The following is a 14,962-nucleotide window of genomic DNA, read 5'->3' on the forward strand; positions in this document are numbered from 1 at the left end:
CGCTTGCCACGATCGCCGGTAAGTGGCTCGGCGCGGCCCCGTGACGGGGTGACGCGCTCGGCGTGGAAACCACCCGCTGTCCCGGCTGCTCAACGGATCATGCCCAGATCTCGCCCCCAGGAGATTCGCCATGTCCAGAGCACGCTGGTCTCTGCTCTCCGTCCTCGTCCTGATGGCCGGGTTGTTAACCCCGGCCACCGCCACCGCAACCGCTGTCGTCGAGACCCTGCTGTCGCAGGGCAAGCCCGCCTCGTCCTCCTCCAAGGAGGGCAGCTCCTACAGTTCGGGCAAGGCCTTCGACGGCAACCTCACCTCCACCCGCTGGGCCTCCCTGGAAGGCCGTGACCCCGAATGGGTCAGGGTCGACCTGGGCAGCGTCCAGCAGATCTCGCGGGTCAAACTGTTCTGGGAGGCCGCCTACGGCAAGGCGTACCAGATCCAGGTCTCGCCCGACGCCTCCACCTGGAGCACCGTCTACTCCACCACCTCGGGTGACGGCGGCCTCGACGACCTGACCCTCACCGCCTCCGGCCGTTATGTCCGCATGTACGGCACCGCCCGCGGCACCACCTACGGCTACTCGCTGTGGGAGATGCAGGTGTACGGCGGCACCCCCGACCCCGGCGGCACCTCCTTCACCGTCGCCGCCGCCGGCGACATCGCCGAGCAGTGCACCTCCGGCTCCTCCTGCATCCACCCCAAGACCGCCGCCCTGGTCGAGTCCATGAACCCCGAGTTCGTGCTCACCATGGGCGACAACCAGTACGACGACGCGCTGCTGTCGGACTTCCGGAACTACTACGACAAGACGTGGGGCAGGTTCAAGTCCAAGACCCGCCCCTCGCCGGGCAACCACGAGACCTATGACCCGGCGGGCCCGCTGGCCGGCTACAAGTCGTACTTCGGGTCCATCGCCTACCCGCAGGGCAAGCCGTACTACAGCTACGACCGCGGCGAATGGCACTTCATCGCCCTCGACTCCAACTCCTTCGACAACCAGGCCCAGCTCGACTGGCTCAGCGCGGACCTGGCCGCCAACACCAAGCGGTGTGTCGCCGCCTACTGGCACCACCCGCTGTTCAGCTCCGGTGAGCACGGCAACGACCCGGTCAGCCGGCCCGTCTGGCAGCGCCTGTACGCCGCCCGCGCCGACCTCGTCCTCAACGGGCACGACCACCACTACGAGCGATTCGGGCCCCAGAGCCCGACCGCCCAGGCCGACCCCAACGGCATCGTCGAGATCCTCGGCGGGATGGGCGGGGCCTCGCCGTACAACATCGAGAACGTCCAGCCGAACAGCCAGAAGCGCATCACCAACACCTTCGGCGTCCTGAAGCTGAACTTCACCGACACCACCTTCGCCTGGCAACTGATCGGCGTCGACGGTTCGGTCAAGGACACCAGCCCGACCTACACCTGCCACTAGATGTACGTATCGATCCGCGGCACCATGCTCACCCGCGCCGTGCCCGCCAACGTGGTGGCGCTCGGCGCGGTGAGCCTGGTGACCGACATCTCCTCAGAAATGATCACAGCGGTGCTTCCGCTGTACCTCGTCGGCACGCTCGGGCTCAGCCTCGTGCAGTTCGGCGTCCTCGACGGCCTCTACTTCGGCATCACCGCCGCCGTACGCCTCGCCGGCGGCCACGCCGCCGACCGCTGGCGCCGCCGCAAGCTGGTGGCCGGCCTCGGCTACGCCCTGTCCGCCGCCGCCAAGGTCGGCCTGCTCGCGGCCGGCGCCTCCGTGGCGGCGCTGGGCGCGGCCATCGCCGCCGACCGCACCGGCAAAGGCCTGCGCACCGCGCCCCGGGACGCGCTGATCACGTTGAGCGCGCCGCCGGAGGGGCTCGGCTCGGCGTTCGGCGTCCACCGCGCGATGGACACCGCCGGCGCCTTCCTCGGCCCGCTGGCCGCCTTCGGTGTACTGGCGGCGACCGGCGGCGCGCACGACGCCGTGTTCGTGACCAGCTTCTGCGTCGCGATGCTCGGCGTCGTCCTGCTCGCCGCCCTGGTCCGCGACCGCCGCGGCCCCCTGGCCCCCCGCCCGTCCCTGCGCGCGGCGGTCCTGCGCGACCGCGCGTTCCTCCGGGTCTGCGCGGCCGCGTGCCTGCTCGGACTGGTGACGGTCAGCGACGCGTTCGTCTACCTCATGCTGCAACGTCGCCTGGGCTTCGCCCCGGAACTGTTCCCGTTGCTGCCGTTGGGGACGGCCGCGGTCTATTTGGTGCTGGCCGTCCCCTTCGGCCGCCTTGCCGACCGGTACGGCAGGGCCTACGTGTTCCTGGGCGGGCATCTGGCTTTGCTGGGGGCGTACCTGGTGCTGATGGGGCCGGGCTGGCTCGTACCGGTGCTCGTGTTGCACGGCGCGTTCTACGCGGCAACGGACGGCGTCCTGATGGCCCTGGCCGCCCCCATGCTCCCCGAAACCCTCCGAACCAGCGGCCTGGCGGTACTACAAACCGGACAGGCGGCAGCCCGCATGGTCTCATCGATCGGCTTCGGAGTGCTGTGGACCGGATTGGGCGCAGGCCAGGGGCTCCTGGTGATGGCCGCCGGACTCGTCCTATCGATCATCATTGCTTGGAGAGTCCTATGACCCCCACCCCAACCCCAACCTCCACCCCAACCCCAACCTCCACCCCAACCCCCACCCCCACCTCCACCCCCACCTCCACCCCCACCTCCACCCCCACCTCCACCCCCACCTCCACCCCCACCTCCACCCCCACCCCCACCCCCACCCCCACCCCAACCGCCCCTCCCGCCTCGCCCCCTCCCATCTCCGCCCCTCCCGCCTCAGCCCCTCCCACGTCCTCCGCCTCCGCCTCCGCCCCTACCGCCCCTCTCACCTCTCCCGCCTCCGCCCCTTCCACCTCTCCCGCCTCGGCGTCTCCGGCCTCTGCCCCTTCCACCTCTCCCGCCTCCACCTCTCCCGCATCCGCCTCTCCTGCCTCCGTCCCTTCCCCCTCTCCCGCCTCGACCCTTCCCACCCCCGCTTCTCCCAGCTCCACCCCTGCTGCCTCTGCCGTTCCCGCCTCTGCCGCTCCCGCTTCCGATCCTCCCGAGCTCACCTCTTCGGCCTCCGCGACGGACGCCCACGTCACCCCCGACCGCTCCACCCCTGACCGTGTCCCTCGCGGCCTGCGGGAGGTGGCTACCGACCAGGTGGTAGGGAGGAGTGGGGTCCTGCGGGAGGTGGCTACCGACCAGGTGGTAGGCGGGAGCGGGGTCCGGCGGGTGGGGGCGGTTGTGCTGGCGGTGGTGGTGCTGGCCGGGGTGGCTGTTGGGTATGCGAGTTGGGCGGCGGCGAAGAAGGAGGGGCCGGCGGCTTCGGCTGTGGATCCGGGGAGGGCGGGGCAACTGGTGGTTCGGAGTTCGGGGCGGGTTGCCTCGGTGCCGATGGGTGATCCCAGGGCGGTGCCGGCCGTCAGCGCGACCAAGTGTGACCGGAACTACACGGCCGCCGGTACGACCATCTGCCTGGTCACCCGCCCTGGTGCGCCGCCCACCACGGACGCGGTCATTCTTGACCGTTCGATGCGTGAGGTCCGCACGGTACGGCTGGCCGGAATCCCCAGCCGGGCCCGGATCTCGGCCAGTGGGCGGATGGCGTCGTGGACGGTGTTCGTAACCGGTGACTCCTACAACAGCGGCGGCTTCTCCACCTGGAGCGGCATCCTGGACACCAAGACCGGCTACGTGATCACCAACATCGAGGAGATCCCGCTACGCATCGACGGCCACCGCTACTACTCCGCCGACGTCAACTACTGGGGCATCACCTTCGCCGCCGACGACTCCCGCTTCTATGCCACGTTGTCCACGAAGGGCAAGACGTACCTGGTGGAGGGGGACTTCACGAACTGGCGCGCACGTACGCTCCGCGAGAACGCCGAATGCCCCTCCCTCTCCCCGGACGGCACCACCCTGGTCTACAAGAAACGCGTCAAACCGGGCCCGTGGCGCCTGTACGCCCTCGACCTCGCCACCGGCCGCGAAACGCCGCTGGCCGAGACCGCCTCCATCGACGACCAGGCCGCGTGGCTGGACGAGCGCACCGTGATGTACGCCAAGGGCAAGGACATCTGGTCCGTCCCCGCCAACGGCACCGGCACCCCCCACCTCCTCACCCCCAACGCCTCCTCCCCCTCCGCCATCCACTAACCATCCCCACCCCTCCGGCCCACCCTGCTCCCCGCTCTCTGGCTCGCCTTCGCGCCCCCTCCGGCCGGGCCGCGCCATCCCGCCCCGTCCTTTGGTTCGGCGGCGTGGTGATGCTGCGCGGGTTGTCGCGGGTGCACGCCAAGCATGGGTGGGGCCGCGCCATCCCGCCCCGTCCTTTGGTTCGGCGGTGTGGTGATGCTGCGCGGGTTGCTGCGGGTGCACGCCAAGCATGGGTGGGGCCGCGCCATCCCGCCCCGCCCTCTAGCCCGGCGGCGTGGTGATGCCGCGCGGGTTGTCGCGGGTGCGCCAAGGCATGGGTGAGGCGGGGCCGCGCGGTGTGGGCTCGCGGGCGTGCTGGCGGGGACGGGGGTGATGGGCGCGCCTGTGTGGCTGAGGGGCGGGCAGGGTGCCGTGCGGGCGGGGTGGAAGGCGGGCGTCGGGGGCGAGGAGTCGGGGGGAGGCGGAAAGCGGCCAGAGGTCGGGGTGCGGGCGAGAGGGCGCGGCGTGCCAGCGGGCGGGGTGCGGGGGCAGGCGGGCTCAGGGGCGAGGGGGCGAGGGGGCGGGGGTGGGTGGGAAGCGGGCCACGGGTCGGGGTGCGGGTGAGAGGGCGCGGCGTGCCAGCGGGTGTGGCGGGGTGGGGGTTGGGGGCGAGGGGTCGGGTGGGTCTTACAGGTGGGCGCGTAAAGCGGTGGTTAACGTAATTTCCGTACGTATACCGATAGCGATACGGATATCCCGTCAAGCTGTCCAGTCTTAGTGTCAAGCCGCCACACCCCCCATCCTCCACGCCGGCCCGCCCATACCGGCGGGCCAGCGTGGACGGACCCCTGAAAGGACTGGCGAGTGAGACGCAGATCCGTCCTCGCGGCAGTCGCCGGGCTGGCCGTGACGGCCGCCATGGTGATCAATCCAGCAGCCGCAGCGGCGCCCCCGGGCGTCAACCCCCAAAAGAGCCTGACCGCCTCAGACCCGAAGAGCCTCGCCGCCACCGCGGCCGATCGGGCCGTTGCCAGCGGGCTGGACGAATTACGCAAGGGACCTGATGAGACGTACTGGCGCCGGGCGGTCACGCCTGGCGCCAGTGGCATGTTCTACGTGTCCTACGAGCGCACCTACAAGGGCCTGCCGGTGGTCGGCGGCGACGCTGTCGTCGTGACCGACTCGCAGGGCCGGGTGCGTGACACCACCGCGGCTTCCGGCGCGGCTCCGGCCGATCTCGCGGTGCAGCCTGTGGTCAGCGCCGAGCGCGCGGCCCGGGTGTCGAAGAGCCGGCTGTCGCGGGTGGACGTCACCGGTACGCCCCGCCTGGTGGTGCTGGCCTGGGGCGAGCGGCCGGCGCTGGCCTGGGAGACCGTGGTGGAGGGCGTCGCCGCCCGTAAGCCGAGCAAGCAGCACGTCTTCGTGGACGCCCGCACCGGCAAGGTCGCCGACCACTACGACGAGGTCAAGGCCGGCACCGGCAACGGCTACTACTACCCGAACGTGACCATCGACACGAGCCAGGCGAGCGGCACGTACCGGATGGTCGACACCACTCGTCCCGGTATCCAGTGCGGCGGTCAGAACGGCCAGCCGTACACCGGACCGGACGACGCCTGGGGCAACGGCCAGGGCACCAACCTGGAGACCGCCTGCGTGGACGCCCTGTACGGCGTGCAGCGCGAGTGGGAGATGCTCCGTGACTGGCTCGGCCGCAACGGCATCGACGGCGCCGGCCGAGGCTTCCCGGCGCGGGTCGGCCTGGCCGACGTCAACGCGTACTGGAACGGCAGTTACACCAACTTCGGCCGTTCCCAGGACAACCAGCGCCAGGTCACCCCGATCGACGTGGTCGGCCACGAGTACGGCCACGCGATCTTCCAGACCACGCCCGGCGGCGCCGGTTCCGGCAACGAGAACGGCGGCATCAACGAGGGCACCGGCGACATCTTCGGCGCTCTGACCGAGCACTACGCCAACCACCCGAACGACCCGCCGGACTACGAGGTGGGTGAAGAGGTGAACCTGGTGGGCGACGGCCCGATCAGGTACATGTTCGACCCGTCGCGCGTCGGCGACCCGAACTGCTGGTCGACCGCGATCCCGAACACCGAGGTGCACGCGGCGGCCGGTCCGCTGAACCACTGGTTCTACCTGCTGGCCGAGGGCAACGCGCCCGGCGGCGGCAAGCCGAACAGCCCGATCTGCTCCGGCGGACCGAGCTCGGTGACCGGCATCGGCATCCAGAAGGCCGGCAAGATCTTCATGGGCGCGCTGGCCCGCAAGACCTCGACCTGGCGTTACGCCGGCGTCCGTTCGGCCTCGCTGGCCGCGGTGGTCGAGCTGTACGGCGCCGCCAGCGTCGAGTGCGCCACGACCAAGGCGGCGTGGAACGCGGTGAGCGTGCCGGTGCAGACCGGTGAGCCGACGTGCCAGCAGGCCGGTCAGGACTTCTCCATCTCCACCAACCCGGCGACGGGGACGGTCCAGCCGGGTCAGACGGCCACGACGACGGTCGGCACCCAGACCACGTCGGGCGCGGCGCAGACGGTCAACCTGACCGCCTCCGGGCTGCCGGCCGGCGCCAACGCCAGCTTCAGCCCGGCGTCGGTGACCAGCGGCAACAACAGCACGCTGACGATCACGACGAGCGCGACGACGCCGCAGGGCGCCCACACCATCACGGTGACGGGCACCGGCCAGACCGCCACGCACACGGCCACCTACCGGCTGACGGTGGGCACCTCGACGGTGGACCCGCCGGACATCAGCCTGACGAACGTCAAGGCGCACCTCTCGCAGTTCCAGACGATCGCCACCAACAACGGCGGCAACCGCAGGTCGACCGGCGCCGGCTACACCGCCTCGGTCTCCTACGTGGAGCAGAAGCTCCAGGCCGCCGGCTTCGAGGTACGCCGCGTGGCGTGTGGTTCGACCTGCACCTCCGGGGCGGGCCCGAACCTGATCGCCGACTGGCCCGGCGGTGACGCCAACCAGGTCATCATGGCCGGCGCGCACCTCGACGGCGTCTCGGCCGGACCGGGCATCAACGACAACGCCTCCGGCTCGTCGGCGCTGCTCGAAGTCGCGCTGACGCTGGCGGCGACGCGGCCGAACATGCTCAAGCACGTCAGGTTCGGCTGGTGGAGCGACGAGGAGCAGGGTCTCAACGGCTCCGAGGGCTACGTGGCCACGCTGAACCAGACCGAGCGCACCAAGATCCAGGTCTACCACAACTACGACATGGTGGGCTCGCCCAACGGCGGCTACTTCATCAACAACATCAACACCACCGCCGCGCAGCACCTCAAGGCGTTCTACGACCGGCTGAACCTGCAGCCTGAGGAGAACACCGAGGGCGCCAACCGCTCCGACGACGCCTCCTTCCGCAACGCGGGCATCGCGACGTCGGGTGTGGCGGCGGGCGCCAGCTACACCAAGACCCAGGCGCAGGCGACCAAGTGGGGCGGCACGGCCGGACAGGCCTATGACCGCTGCTACCACGCGGCGTGCGACACCTCCGCCAACATCAACGACACGGTCCTCGACCGCGCCTCCGACGCGTCGGCGTGGGCCATCTGGAAGCTCGCGGTGGGCACGGACAACCCGAACCCGCGCGACTTCTCGATCGCGGCCAACCCGTCGTCCGGCACCGTTCTGGCCGGCAACGCGGCGACGACCACGATCAACACGCAGACGACGGCCGGCACCGCGCAGACGGTCAACCTGACCGCCTCGGGCCTGCCCGCCGGCGCCAACGCCACCTTCAACCCCGCCTCGGTCACCTCCGGAGCCAGCTCCACGCTGACGATCACCACCAGCGCGTCGACCCCGACGGGCAACCACTCGGTGACGATCACCGGCACCGGTGAGACCGCGACCCGCACCACGGTGTTCACGCTGAACGTGACGGGCGACACGGGCGGCCGCACGTTCCGCAACGACACCGACTACCAGATCCGCGACTTCACCTACGTCCAGAGCCCGATCACCTCCACGGCGACGGGCACGGCGCAGTCGCCGGTGACGGTCACCGCCACCAGCAACCACACCTGCCTGGAGGACCTGGACATCTGGCTGCGTGGCCCCAACGGCACGTGGCGCCAGATCAGGGCCGCCGGCGGCACGTCCTGCTCGGCCTTCGGCACCCGGACCTGGACCGTGCCGGTGACCCAGCAGGCGAGCGGCCAGTGGGTGCTCTACATCGAGGACATCTACGCCCAGGACCAGGGCGTTCTCGACTGGTGGAGCATCAAGGTCTGATGATCACCCGGGTCCCGGCCGCTCGGCGGCCGGGACCCCCTCAGCGGCGAGCGCGGACACGACCTCCGTCCGCGAGCGCACTCCGAGTTTGCGCAGGAGGGTCGCCACGTGAGTCTCGACCGTCCTGCGCGACAGGAACAGCACCTCCGCGATCTCCTTGTTGGTACGGCCCAGCGCCACCAGCCTGGCCACCTCCCGCTCCCGGGGAGACAGGACACCGGCGCTCTTGCGCCGCACGGTCGGGATGGCGACGCCGCACTCGCGCAGCGCGTGCCGGCACCGGGCGGCGTCCCGGGTGGCTCCGAGGGCGGCGAACCGTTCGGCGGCCTCGGCCAGCGCGGTGGCGGCAGCCGTACGGTCGCCCAGGGCGAGGTTGGAACCCGCTTCTGCCTCTCCGGCGCGGGCGGCGGCGTAGGGCTGCGGCAGGGCGGCGTAGGCGGCTCGGGCCAGCGCGAACCTGGCGGCGGCCGCCTCGTGCCGGCCGGCGGCGGCTTCGAGGGTGCCGCGGGCCAGGTCGAGCGCGGCGGCGCTGGAGGGCGCGCGGCGGCCCACGACTCCTTCGGCGAAGCCGGCGGTCAGGTCGGCGGCCTCCTCGGCCATCCCGCCGCGCAGCAGGGCGTTGACGGCGGGGACCAGAAGCTGGTCGCCCCAGACCCACAGGCCCTTGCCGCGCAGCCGTTCCACCGCGCGCACCGCCTCCACCACGGCCGGGGCCTCCTCGCCGCGGGCCAGGTGCAGCTCGATGAGGCCGCCGCTGGCGGCCAGCGCGAGCGGCAGGTAGCCGGCGTGCGGTTCGTCGAGGCCGGCGGCGTGCAGGTGGGCGGCGGCCTCGGACCACTCGCCCGAGGCGAGCGCGAGGCGGCCGATGACGAAGTGCGCGTCGAGGGTCGCGACCGGGGTCTCCTCGAACTGCTCGATCGCGGTCGCCGCCCTGGCGGCCAGGCCCTCCCAGCGTCCGGTCAGCCAGGCCAGGCGCAGGTCCACCCCTTCGGCCAGGTTGGCGTGGAAGAAGGCGCCGGTGTCCTGGGCGAGCGTGCGGCCGCGGCGGCCGAGGTCGTCGGCCTCGCCGTACAGGCCGAGGGTGGCGGCCAGGTCGTAGAGGTTGCAGTAGGCGCGGGCGACCTGCCTGCGCACGGCGGCGGAGGGGTCGGAGGCCGGCAGGCGGGCGATGAGCTTACTCGCATCGGGGGTGCCCATCGCCATCGCCAGCGCCGCCCTGTTGCCCAGCACCGCCGAGCTCACCTCGGGGTCGTCGGCGGTCGCGACCAGTTCCTCGGCGCGGGCCATCCACTTCTCGTGCACGGCCAGGGGTTCGGTGCCCCACCAGGGCATGGCCAGCCCGGCCAGGCCCCTGGCCGCCAGCGCGGGGCGGTCGTCCAGTTCCTCCACGGCGGTCAGGATCGCCGGCGGGCCGGTGACCATGTCGCCCATCTGGGCGAACAGGATGAGGCCGAGGGCCAGCCTGGCCTGGCCGCGCAGGTCGCGGGAGAGCGTGTTGTCCGTGAGCACCTGCTTGAGCAGCCGGGTCACGCGGGGCACCGACAGCCCGGCCACGGCCAGGCGGCCCATGGTCAGGACCAGCGCGACGCGTTCGGAGCCGGGCAGTCCCGGGTCGGCGACCATCTCCTCGAGGAGCTGGATCGCCAGCGCCACGTCGCCGAGGGCGGCGGCCCGCTCGGCGGCGGCGGTGCCGTAGCGCAGCCAGGCGAGGGTGTCGCCGGACCTGCGGGCGTGGAAGGTGAGCTGGACCAGCGACGGCGGGTCCTCGCCGGACAGGGCCCGCACCGCGCGCTCGTGGGCCATCCTGCGGTCGGGGCCGGGGATGGTGTCGTAGACGGCCTCCTGGGCGAGGGCGTGGCGGAAGCCGTACCGGTTGCCGGGGTATTCGTGCAGGACGCCGAGGGCGAGCGCTTCGAGGAGGCCGCCGCCGTCGCCGGCGACGGCGGCGAGCTGCGGCTCGCCGGAGGGCAGACGGAGTACGGCGGCCGCCCGGACGGTGCCCAGCGCGGCGGGGGAGAGCCTGGCCAGCTGCTCGGTCATGGACTCGCGCAGCAGCAACGGCACTCCGGCGTGTTCCAGGGCTTCGGGGCTGCGGTCGTCGCCCAGCGAGCGCACGACCTCCTCGACCAGGAACGGGATGCCGGAGGTGCGTTCGTGCAGGCGGGTGGCGAAGGCGGAGGGCAGGTCGTCGCGGCCGAGCAGGCCGGCGGCCAGCGTGCCGACGTCGCGCGCGTCGAGCGGGCCGAGCGGGATGACGACGGTGGTGGCCTCGGGGGCGTGGCGGTAGGCGGAGCCGAGCGGCAGCCCGGCGGCGGGCAGGTCGCGCCTGCGGTAGGTCATGACCAGCGACAGCCCGTCCGGCGGCCGGCGGCGCAGGAACCGCAGCAGGTCCTGGGTGCCGTCGTCGGCCCAGTGCAGGTCCTCGATGACCAGGACGGTCGGCCCGGCGGCGTCCAGCAGGCCGTGCACGGCGCGGAAGAGACGGTGGCGCTCGGCGTCGGGGTCGGACAGCGGCGCCGGCGCCACGGGTAACACGTCGCTCAGCTCGGGCAGATGGCCGTGCAGCGCGCCGGTGACGGGATTGAGCTTCTCCGGGTACGGCAGGCGGCCCAGCAGGTCGCGTAGCGCCTCGAAGACCGGTCCATAGGGAAACGGCTCGCGCAGCTGATGGCAGTGCCCGAGCAGCAGGCTGCGCCCGGACGCGCGGGCGTGGACGGCCGCCGCGTGCACCAGCGTGGTCTTGCCGATGCCCGGCTCACCCTCTACCAACGCAACGGACGGGGGAGCCGTCATCGCCTCGCGCAGCGACTGTAGTGCGGCGTCCCGCCCGATTAAACCTGGCCAATCGCGCATGAATGACTCCGAACGGCTAGGTGAATCCTCCCGGACGTTATCCACCGCAGACACGTGGTTCAATCCCGGAACATAACTCCCGGGTTGCGATGCGGTGTCAAGCGCCCCCTTCAGCGGTGGCGGCGCTTCCAGCGCACCTTGTGCGGCTTGCGGTGGTTGCCGCCGCGGTTCCAGCGCACCCGCTGGTGGCGGGCCTTGCGGTCGCGGCCGGCCTTGCGCTCGGCCGCTTGGGCCTCCTTCAGGCCGGGAGTGAATCCGCCGCCAAAGCGGGACATGTCAGGATAGACGAAGCCGTGGCGCCGGACGTCTTGGAGCGCCGACTCCATCGACCGCACCCAGATCGGGCCCGGCAGCGAGGCGCCCTGGACCGAACCGTAGTACTCGTCGCCGATCTGGACCCCGCGCAGCGGATAGCGGTAGGAGCCCCGGATGTCGCCGACGCTGACCGCCGCCGCCAGGTCCGGCGTGTAGCCGGCGAACCACGCCGAGGTGTAGCCGTTGTTGGTGCCGGTCTTGCCGGCGGCGGGGCGGCCGATGCTCTGGCCCTTCATCGTGCCCTTGCTGAACACCCCGCTGAGCACGTGGTTGACCGCGTCGGCCACCCGCCGGTCGAGCGCCTGCTCGCAGGAGGGCGGCACCGAGGTCCTGCCGGTGTCGCCGCCCGCGCCGCCGGAGATCTCCAGGATGGCCTGCGGCTTGCAGTAACGGCCCCTGGCGCCGAAGGCGGCGAACGAGGCGGCCACCGTCACCGGGTCCATCTCGTTGACGCCGAGCGTGAACGTCGGCACCTCGCGCAGCGCCGTCCCGTCGGCGCGGCCGACGCCGAGCGCCTGCGCGGTCCTGACCACGTTGCAGAGGCCGACCTTCTCCTCCAGCATCATGTAGAAGATGTTGACCGACTGCCAGGTGCCGGTCTCCAGGCTGTGCGGGCCGCCCTTGCCCTCGCCGCTGGCGTTGTAGACGCGGGCACTGCGGTCGTTGACGGCGTTGCCCCGGCAGTCGCGGTAGCCGCTTGAGGGCACCAGCGCGCCGGGCGTCTGGAAGCCCTGGCCGAAGCGCCAGCCCTGCTGCAGGGCGGTGGCCAGGGTGAACGCCTTGAACGTCGAGCCCGCCTGGAAGCCCTGCCCGCCGCCGTGCATGACGTCGGCGGCCAGGTTGAAGGTGGTGTTCGGGCCGTTCTTGCGGTTGCCGGGGTTGTTGCCGAAGCGTTTGCTGGCCGCCATCGCCCTGATGCGGCCGTTGCCGGGCTCGACCATGGCCTCGGCGGCCACCTCGGTGTCCTCCGGGCGTACCTCCGCGGAGATGGCGCGCTCGGCGGCGCGTTGCGCCCTCGGGTCGAGCGCGGTGCGGATCGTCAGCCCGCCGCGGGCCATGCGCCGCTGCCGCTCGGCGGGCGTGTTGCCGAAGACCGGGCTGGACAGCAGCTCCCGCTGCACGTACACGCAGTAGAACGGGTAGGCGCTCTGGGCGCAGCCGCCCGGCTGGGGCGCCAGCTTGATGCCGAGCTTGGCGCTCTTGGCCGCCGCGGCCTGCGGCGCGGTCACCATGCCGAGCGCGGCCATGCGGTCCAGGACGAGGTCGCGCCGCGCCTTCAGCCGCGCCTGCTGCCTGCGTCCGAGCGAGGGGTCGTTGGCGTACGGCGAGCGCACCGCCCCGGCCAGCGTGGCCGCCTGGGCGAGCGTCAGCTTGGCCGAGGAGGTGGAGAAGAAGCGCCGGGCGGCGGCCTCGACGCCGTACGCGCCGGCGCCGAAGTAGGCGATGTTGAGGTAGCGCTCCAGGATCTCGTCCTTGCGGTACTTCTCCTCCAGCGCCAGCGCGTACCGCAGCTCGGTGATCTTCCTGGCCATGCTGGGCGCCCGCGCCCGGTCGCGCTCGACCTCGCTCTGCGCGTTCTCCACCAGGATGTTCTTCACGAGCTGCTGGGTGAGCGAGGAGCCGCCCTGGCGGATGCCGCCCGCCTGGCTGTTGGTGATCAGCGCCCGCAGCGTGCCCTTGACGTCGAGGCCGCCGTGCTCGTAGAAGCGGGCGTCCTCGATGGCCACGATGGCCTGGCGCATGACCGGCGCGACCGCGGCCAGCGGCACCTCGGTCCTGTTGGCGGTGTAGAACTGCGCGAAGACCTCACCGTGCCGGTCGAGGAGCCGCGTCACCTGGGAGAGCGGCTCTTCGCGGGGGGCGGGCGGCAGGTCGGTGAAGGTCGCGGCGAGGCTCTTGGCCGTGAGCCCCGCTCCGCTGACGGCGGGCACGGCCAGGGCGGCCGTGAGCACCCCTCCGAGAGCCCCCACCACACCCAACGCGCTGACGGATTTGAGGACGGTCACGAAGGATGATGTACGACCTGGTGATCAGCGGCAAACGCCCGCTTCCAACTCTTTACCGGCGCCTTTGGATGTTCAATCCCAGCATCTTGAACTGCTCGAAAGGCCGGTGATATCCGCGTTCGATGTGGTGCACCCCGCGCAGCGTGGACTGCCCGTCGGCCACCGCCGCAGCCAGTACCGCGGAGAAGCCGGCGCGGATGTCGGGCAGCCGCACGTCGGCGCCCTTGAGCTGCGACACGCCCCGCACGACCGCCGAGTGCTTGGCGTTGGTGTCGTGGTAGCGGCAGGCCGGGCCGCCCAGGCACTGGTCGAACACCTCGATCTCGCAGCCCATCTCCTGCAGCGCGGGCACGTAGACCAGGCGGTTCTCGAAGACGGTCTCGTGGAGCACCGACATGCCCTGGCTCTGGGTGAACAGCACCATGAGCGGCGTCTGCCAGTCGGTCATGAACCCCGGGTGGGTGTCGGTCTGCACCGCGGCCGAGCGCAGGCCCTCGGGCGGCGCGGTGGCGCACAGGTACTCGTCGTTGATCTGGAACTGGGCGCCCATCCTGGCCAGCGTGGTGATCGCGGTGACCAGGCGGTCCTGCGGGCAGCCGTGCACGCGGACCTCGCCGCCTGTGACCAGCCCGGCCGCCAGGTAGGAGAAGGCCTCGATGCGGTCGCCGGCCAGCCACGTCTGGGCGCCGTGCAGGCGCTCGACGCCCTCGATGACGATCCTGCGGTCGGGCGAGAGCTCGATCCTGGCGCCCATCCGCTGCAGGAACAGCGCCAGCTCCACGACCTCGGGCTCCATGGCCGCGTTCTTCAGCACGGTCTTGCCCTCGGCCAGCACCGCCGACATCAGCACCGTCTCGGTGGCGCCGACGCTCGGGTAGGGCAGCACGAGGCGGGTGCCGTTCAGGCGCTTGGCCTTGGCGTAGACGCCGCCCTCCTGGATGTCGACCTCGGCGCCCATCTGGCGCAGCGCGTCGACGTGGAAGTCGATGGGCCGCCGGCCGATCGGGTCGCCGCCGACCAGCGGCACGAACGCCTCTCCGGCCAGATGCAGCAGCGGGCCGAGCATCAGGATCGGTATGCGGTTGAGCCCGGTGTATTCCTCAGGCACCCTCGGCCGGATCTCCGGCCCCTGCTCGATGCGGATCTCGCCGTCGTCGATCTCCACGTTGATGCCGAGGGCGCGGAGCATGGCGGCGGTGATGCCGACCTCGCCGACCTCGGGCGCGTTGCCGATCGTGCTCTCCCCGGTGCCCAGCATGGCGGCCACCATGTGCTTGGAGACGCCGTTCTTGGATCCCCTGACGACGACGTCCCCCCGCAGCGGTCCGGAGGGATCGATCAGCCAGACCTCTTCATCGCTCATCCGGACATTGTCCCGCGTT

8 protein-coding genes are annotated in these 14,962 nt (G+C 71.7%); 4 read left to right on the plus strand and 4 right to left on the minus strand.

Going from position 1 to position 14,962, the window contains the following annotated elements; genetic code table 11:
* Nucleotides 1-130: 130 nt before the first annotated feature.
* Both HNR40_RS56205 and HNR40_RS12975 read left to right on the plus strand, forming a co-directional pair.
* Nucleotides 131-1,426, plus strand: coding sequence for a galactose-binding domain-containing protein (locus tag HNR40_RS56205; RefSeq protein WP_184960774.1), 1,296 nt, complete (start codon nt 131-133; stop codon nt 1,424-1,426).
* Complete coding sequence (locus HNR40_RS12975) at nt 1,427-2,596, plus strand: MFS transporter (protein WP_184960775.1); 1,170 nt, start codon at nt 1,427-1,429, stop codon at nt 2,594-2,596.
* Here HNR40_RS12975 and HNR40_RS12980 read toward each other — a convergent pair.
* The gene (locus HNR40_RS12980) at nt 2,574-3,104 is read right to left on the minus strand and encodes a hypothetical protein (protein ID WP_184960777.1); all 531 of its coding nucleotides are present in this window, start codon (nt 3,102-3,104) and stop codon (nt 2,574-2,576) included. The two genes, HNR40_RS12975 and HNR40_RS12980, sit on opposite strands and share 23 nt — an antisense overlap.
* Before the next feature lie 295 nt (nt 3,105-3,399).
* On the opposite strand from HNR40_RS12980, the gene HNR40_RS12985 reads away from it, so the two are divergent.
* Together HNR40_RS12985 and HNR40_RS12990 are read left to right on the plus strand one after the other, a co-directional pair.
* Nucleotides 3,400-4,164 (plus strand): TolB family protein, encoded by a 765-nt coding sequence (locus tag HNR40_RS12985; protein WP_246509028.1) that lies wholly within the window; start codon nt 3,400-3,402, stop codon nt 4,162-4,164.
* Nucleotides 4,165-5,007: 843 nt separating this feature from the next.
* A complete protein-coding gene (locus HNR40_RS12990; RefSeq protein ID WP_312896317.1) occupies nt 5,008-8,406 on the plus strand; it encodes a M28 family peptidase in 3,399 nt (1,132 codons plus the stop codon).
* 3 nt (nt 8,407-8,409) lie between these two features.
* Here HNR40_RS12990 and HNR40_RS56210 read toward each other — a convergent pair whose 3' ends face one another.
* From HNR40_RS56210 to murA, 3 genes are all read right to left on the minus strand, one after another.
* Nucleotides 8,410-11,259, minus strand: coding sequence for an ATP-binding protein (locus HNR40_RS56210; protein ID WP_184960778.1), 2,850 nt, complete (start codon nt 11,257-11,259; stop codon nt 8,410-8,412).
* A 110-nt stretch (nt 11,260-11,369) separates the two neighbouring features.
* Nucleotides 11,370-13,580 (minus strand): transglycosylase domain-containing protein, encoded by a 2,211-nt coding sequence (locus HNR40_RS13000; RefSeq protein WP_184960779.1) that lies wholly within the window; start codon nt 13,578-13,580, stop codon nt 11,370-11,372.
* A gap of 52 nt (nt 13,581-13,632) precedes the next feature.
* Nucleotides 13,633-14,943, minus strand: coding sequence for a UDP-N-acetylglucosamine 1-carboxyvinyltransferase (gene murA / locus HNR40_RS13005; RefSeq protein ID WP_184960780.1), 1,311 nt, complete (start codon nt 14,941-14,943; stop codon nt 13,633-13,635).
* Nucleotides 14,944-14,962: the final 19 nt, after the last annotated feature.

This window comes from Nonomuraea endophytica (genome assembly GCF_014203235.1).
GTDB lineage: Bacteria > Actinomycetota > Actinomycetes > Streptosporangiales > Streptosporangiaceae > Nonomuraea > Nonomuraea endophytica.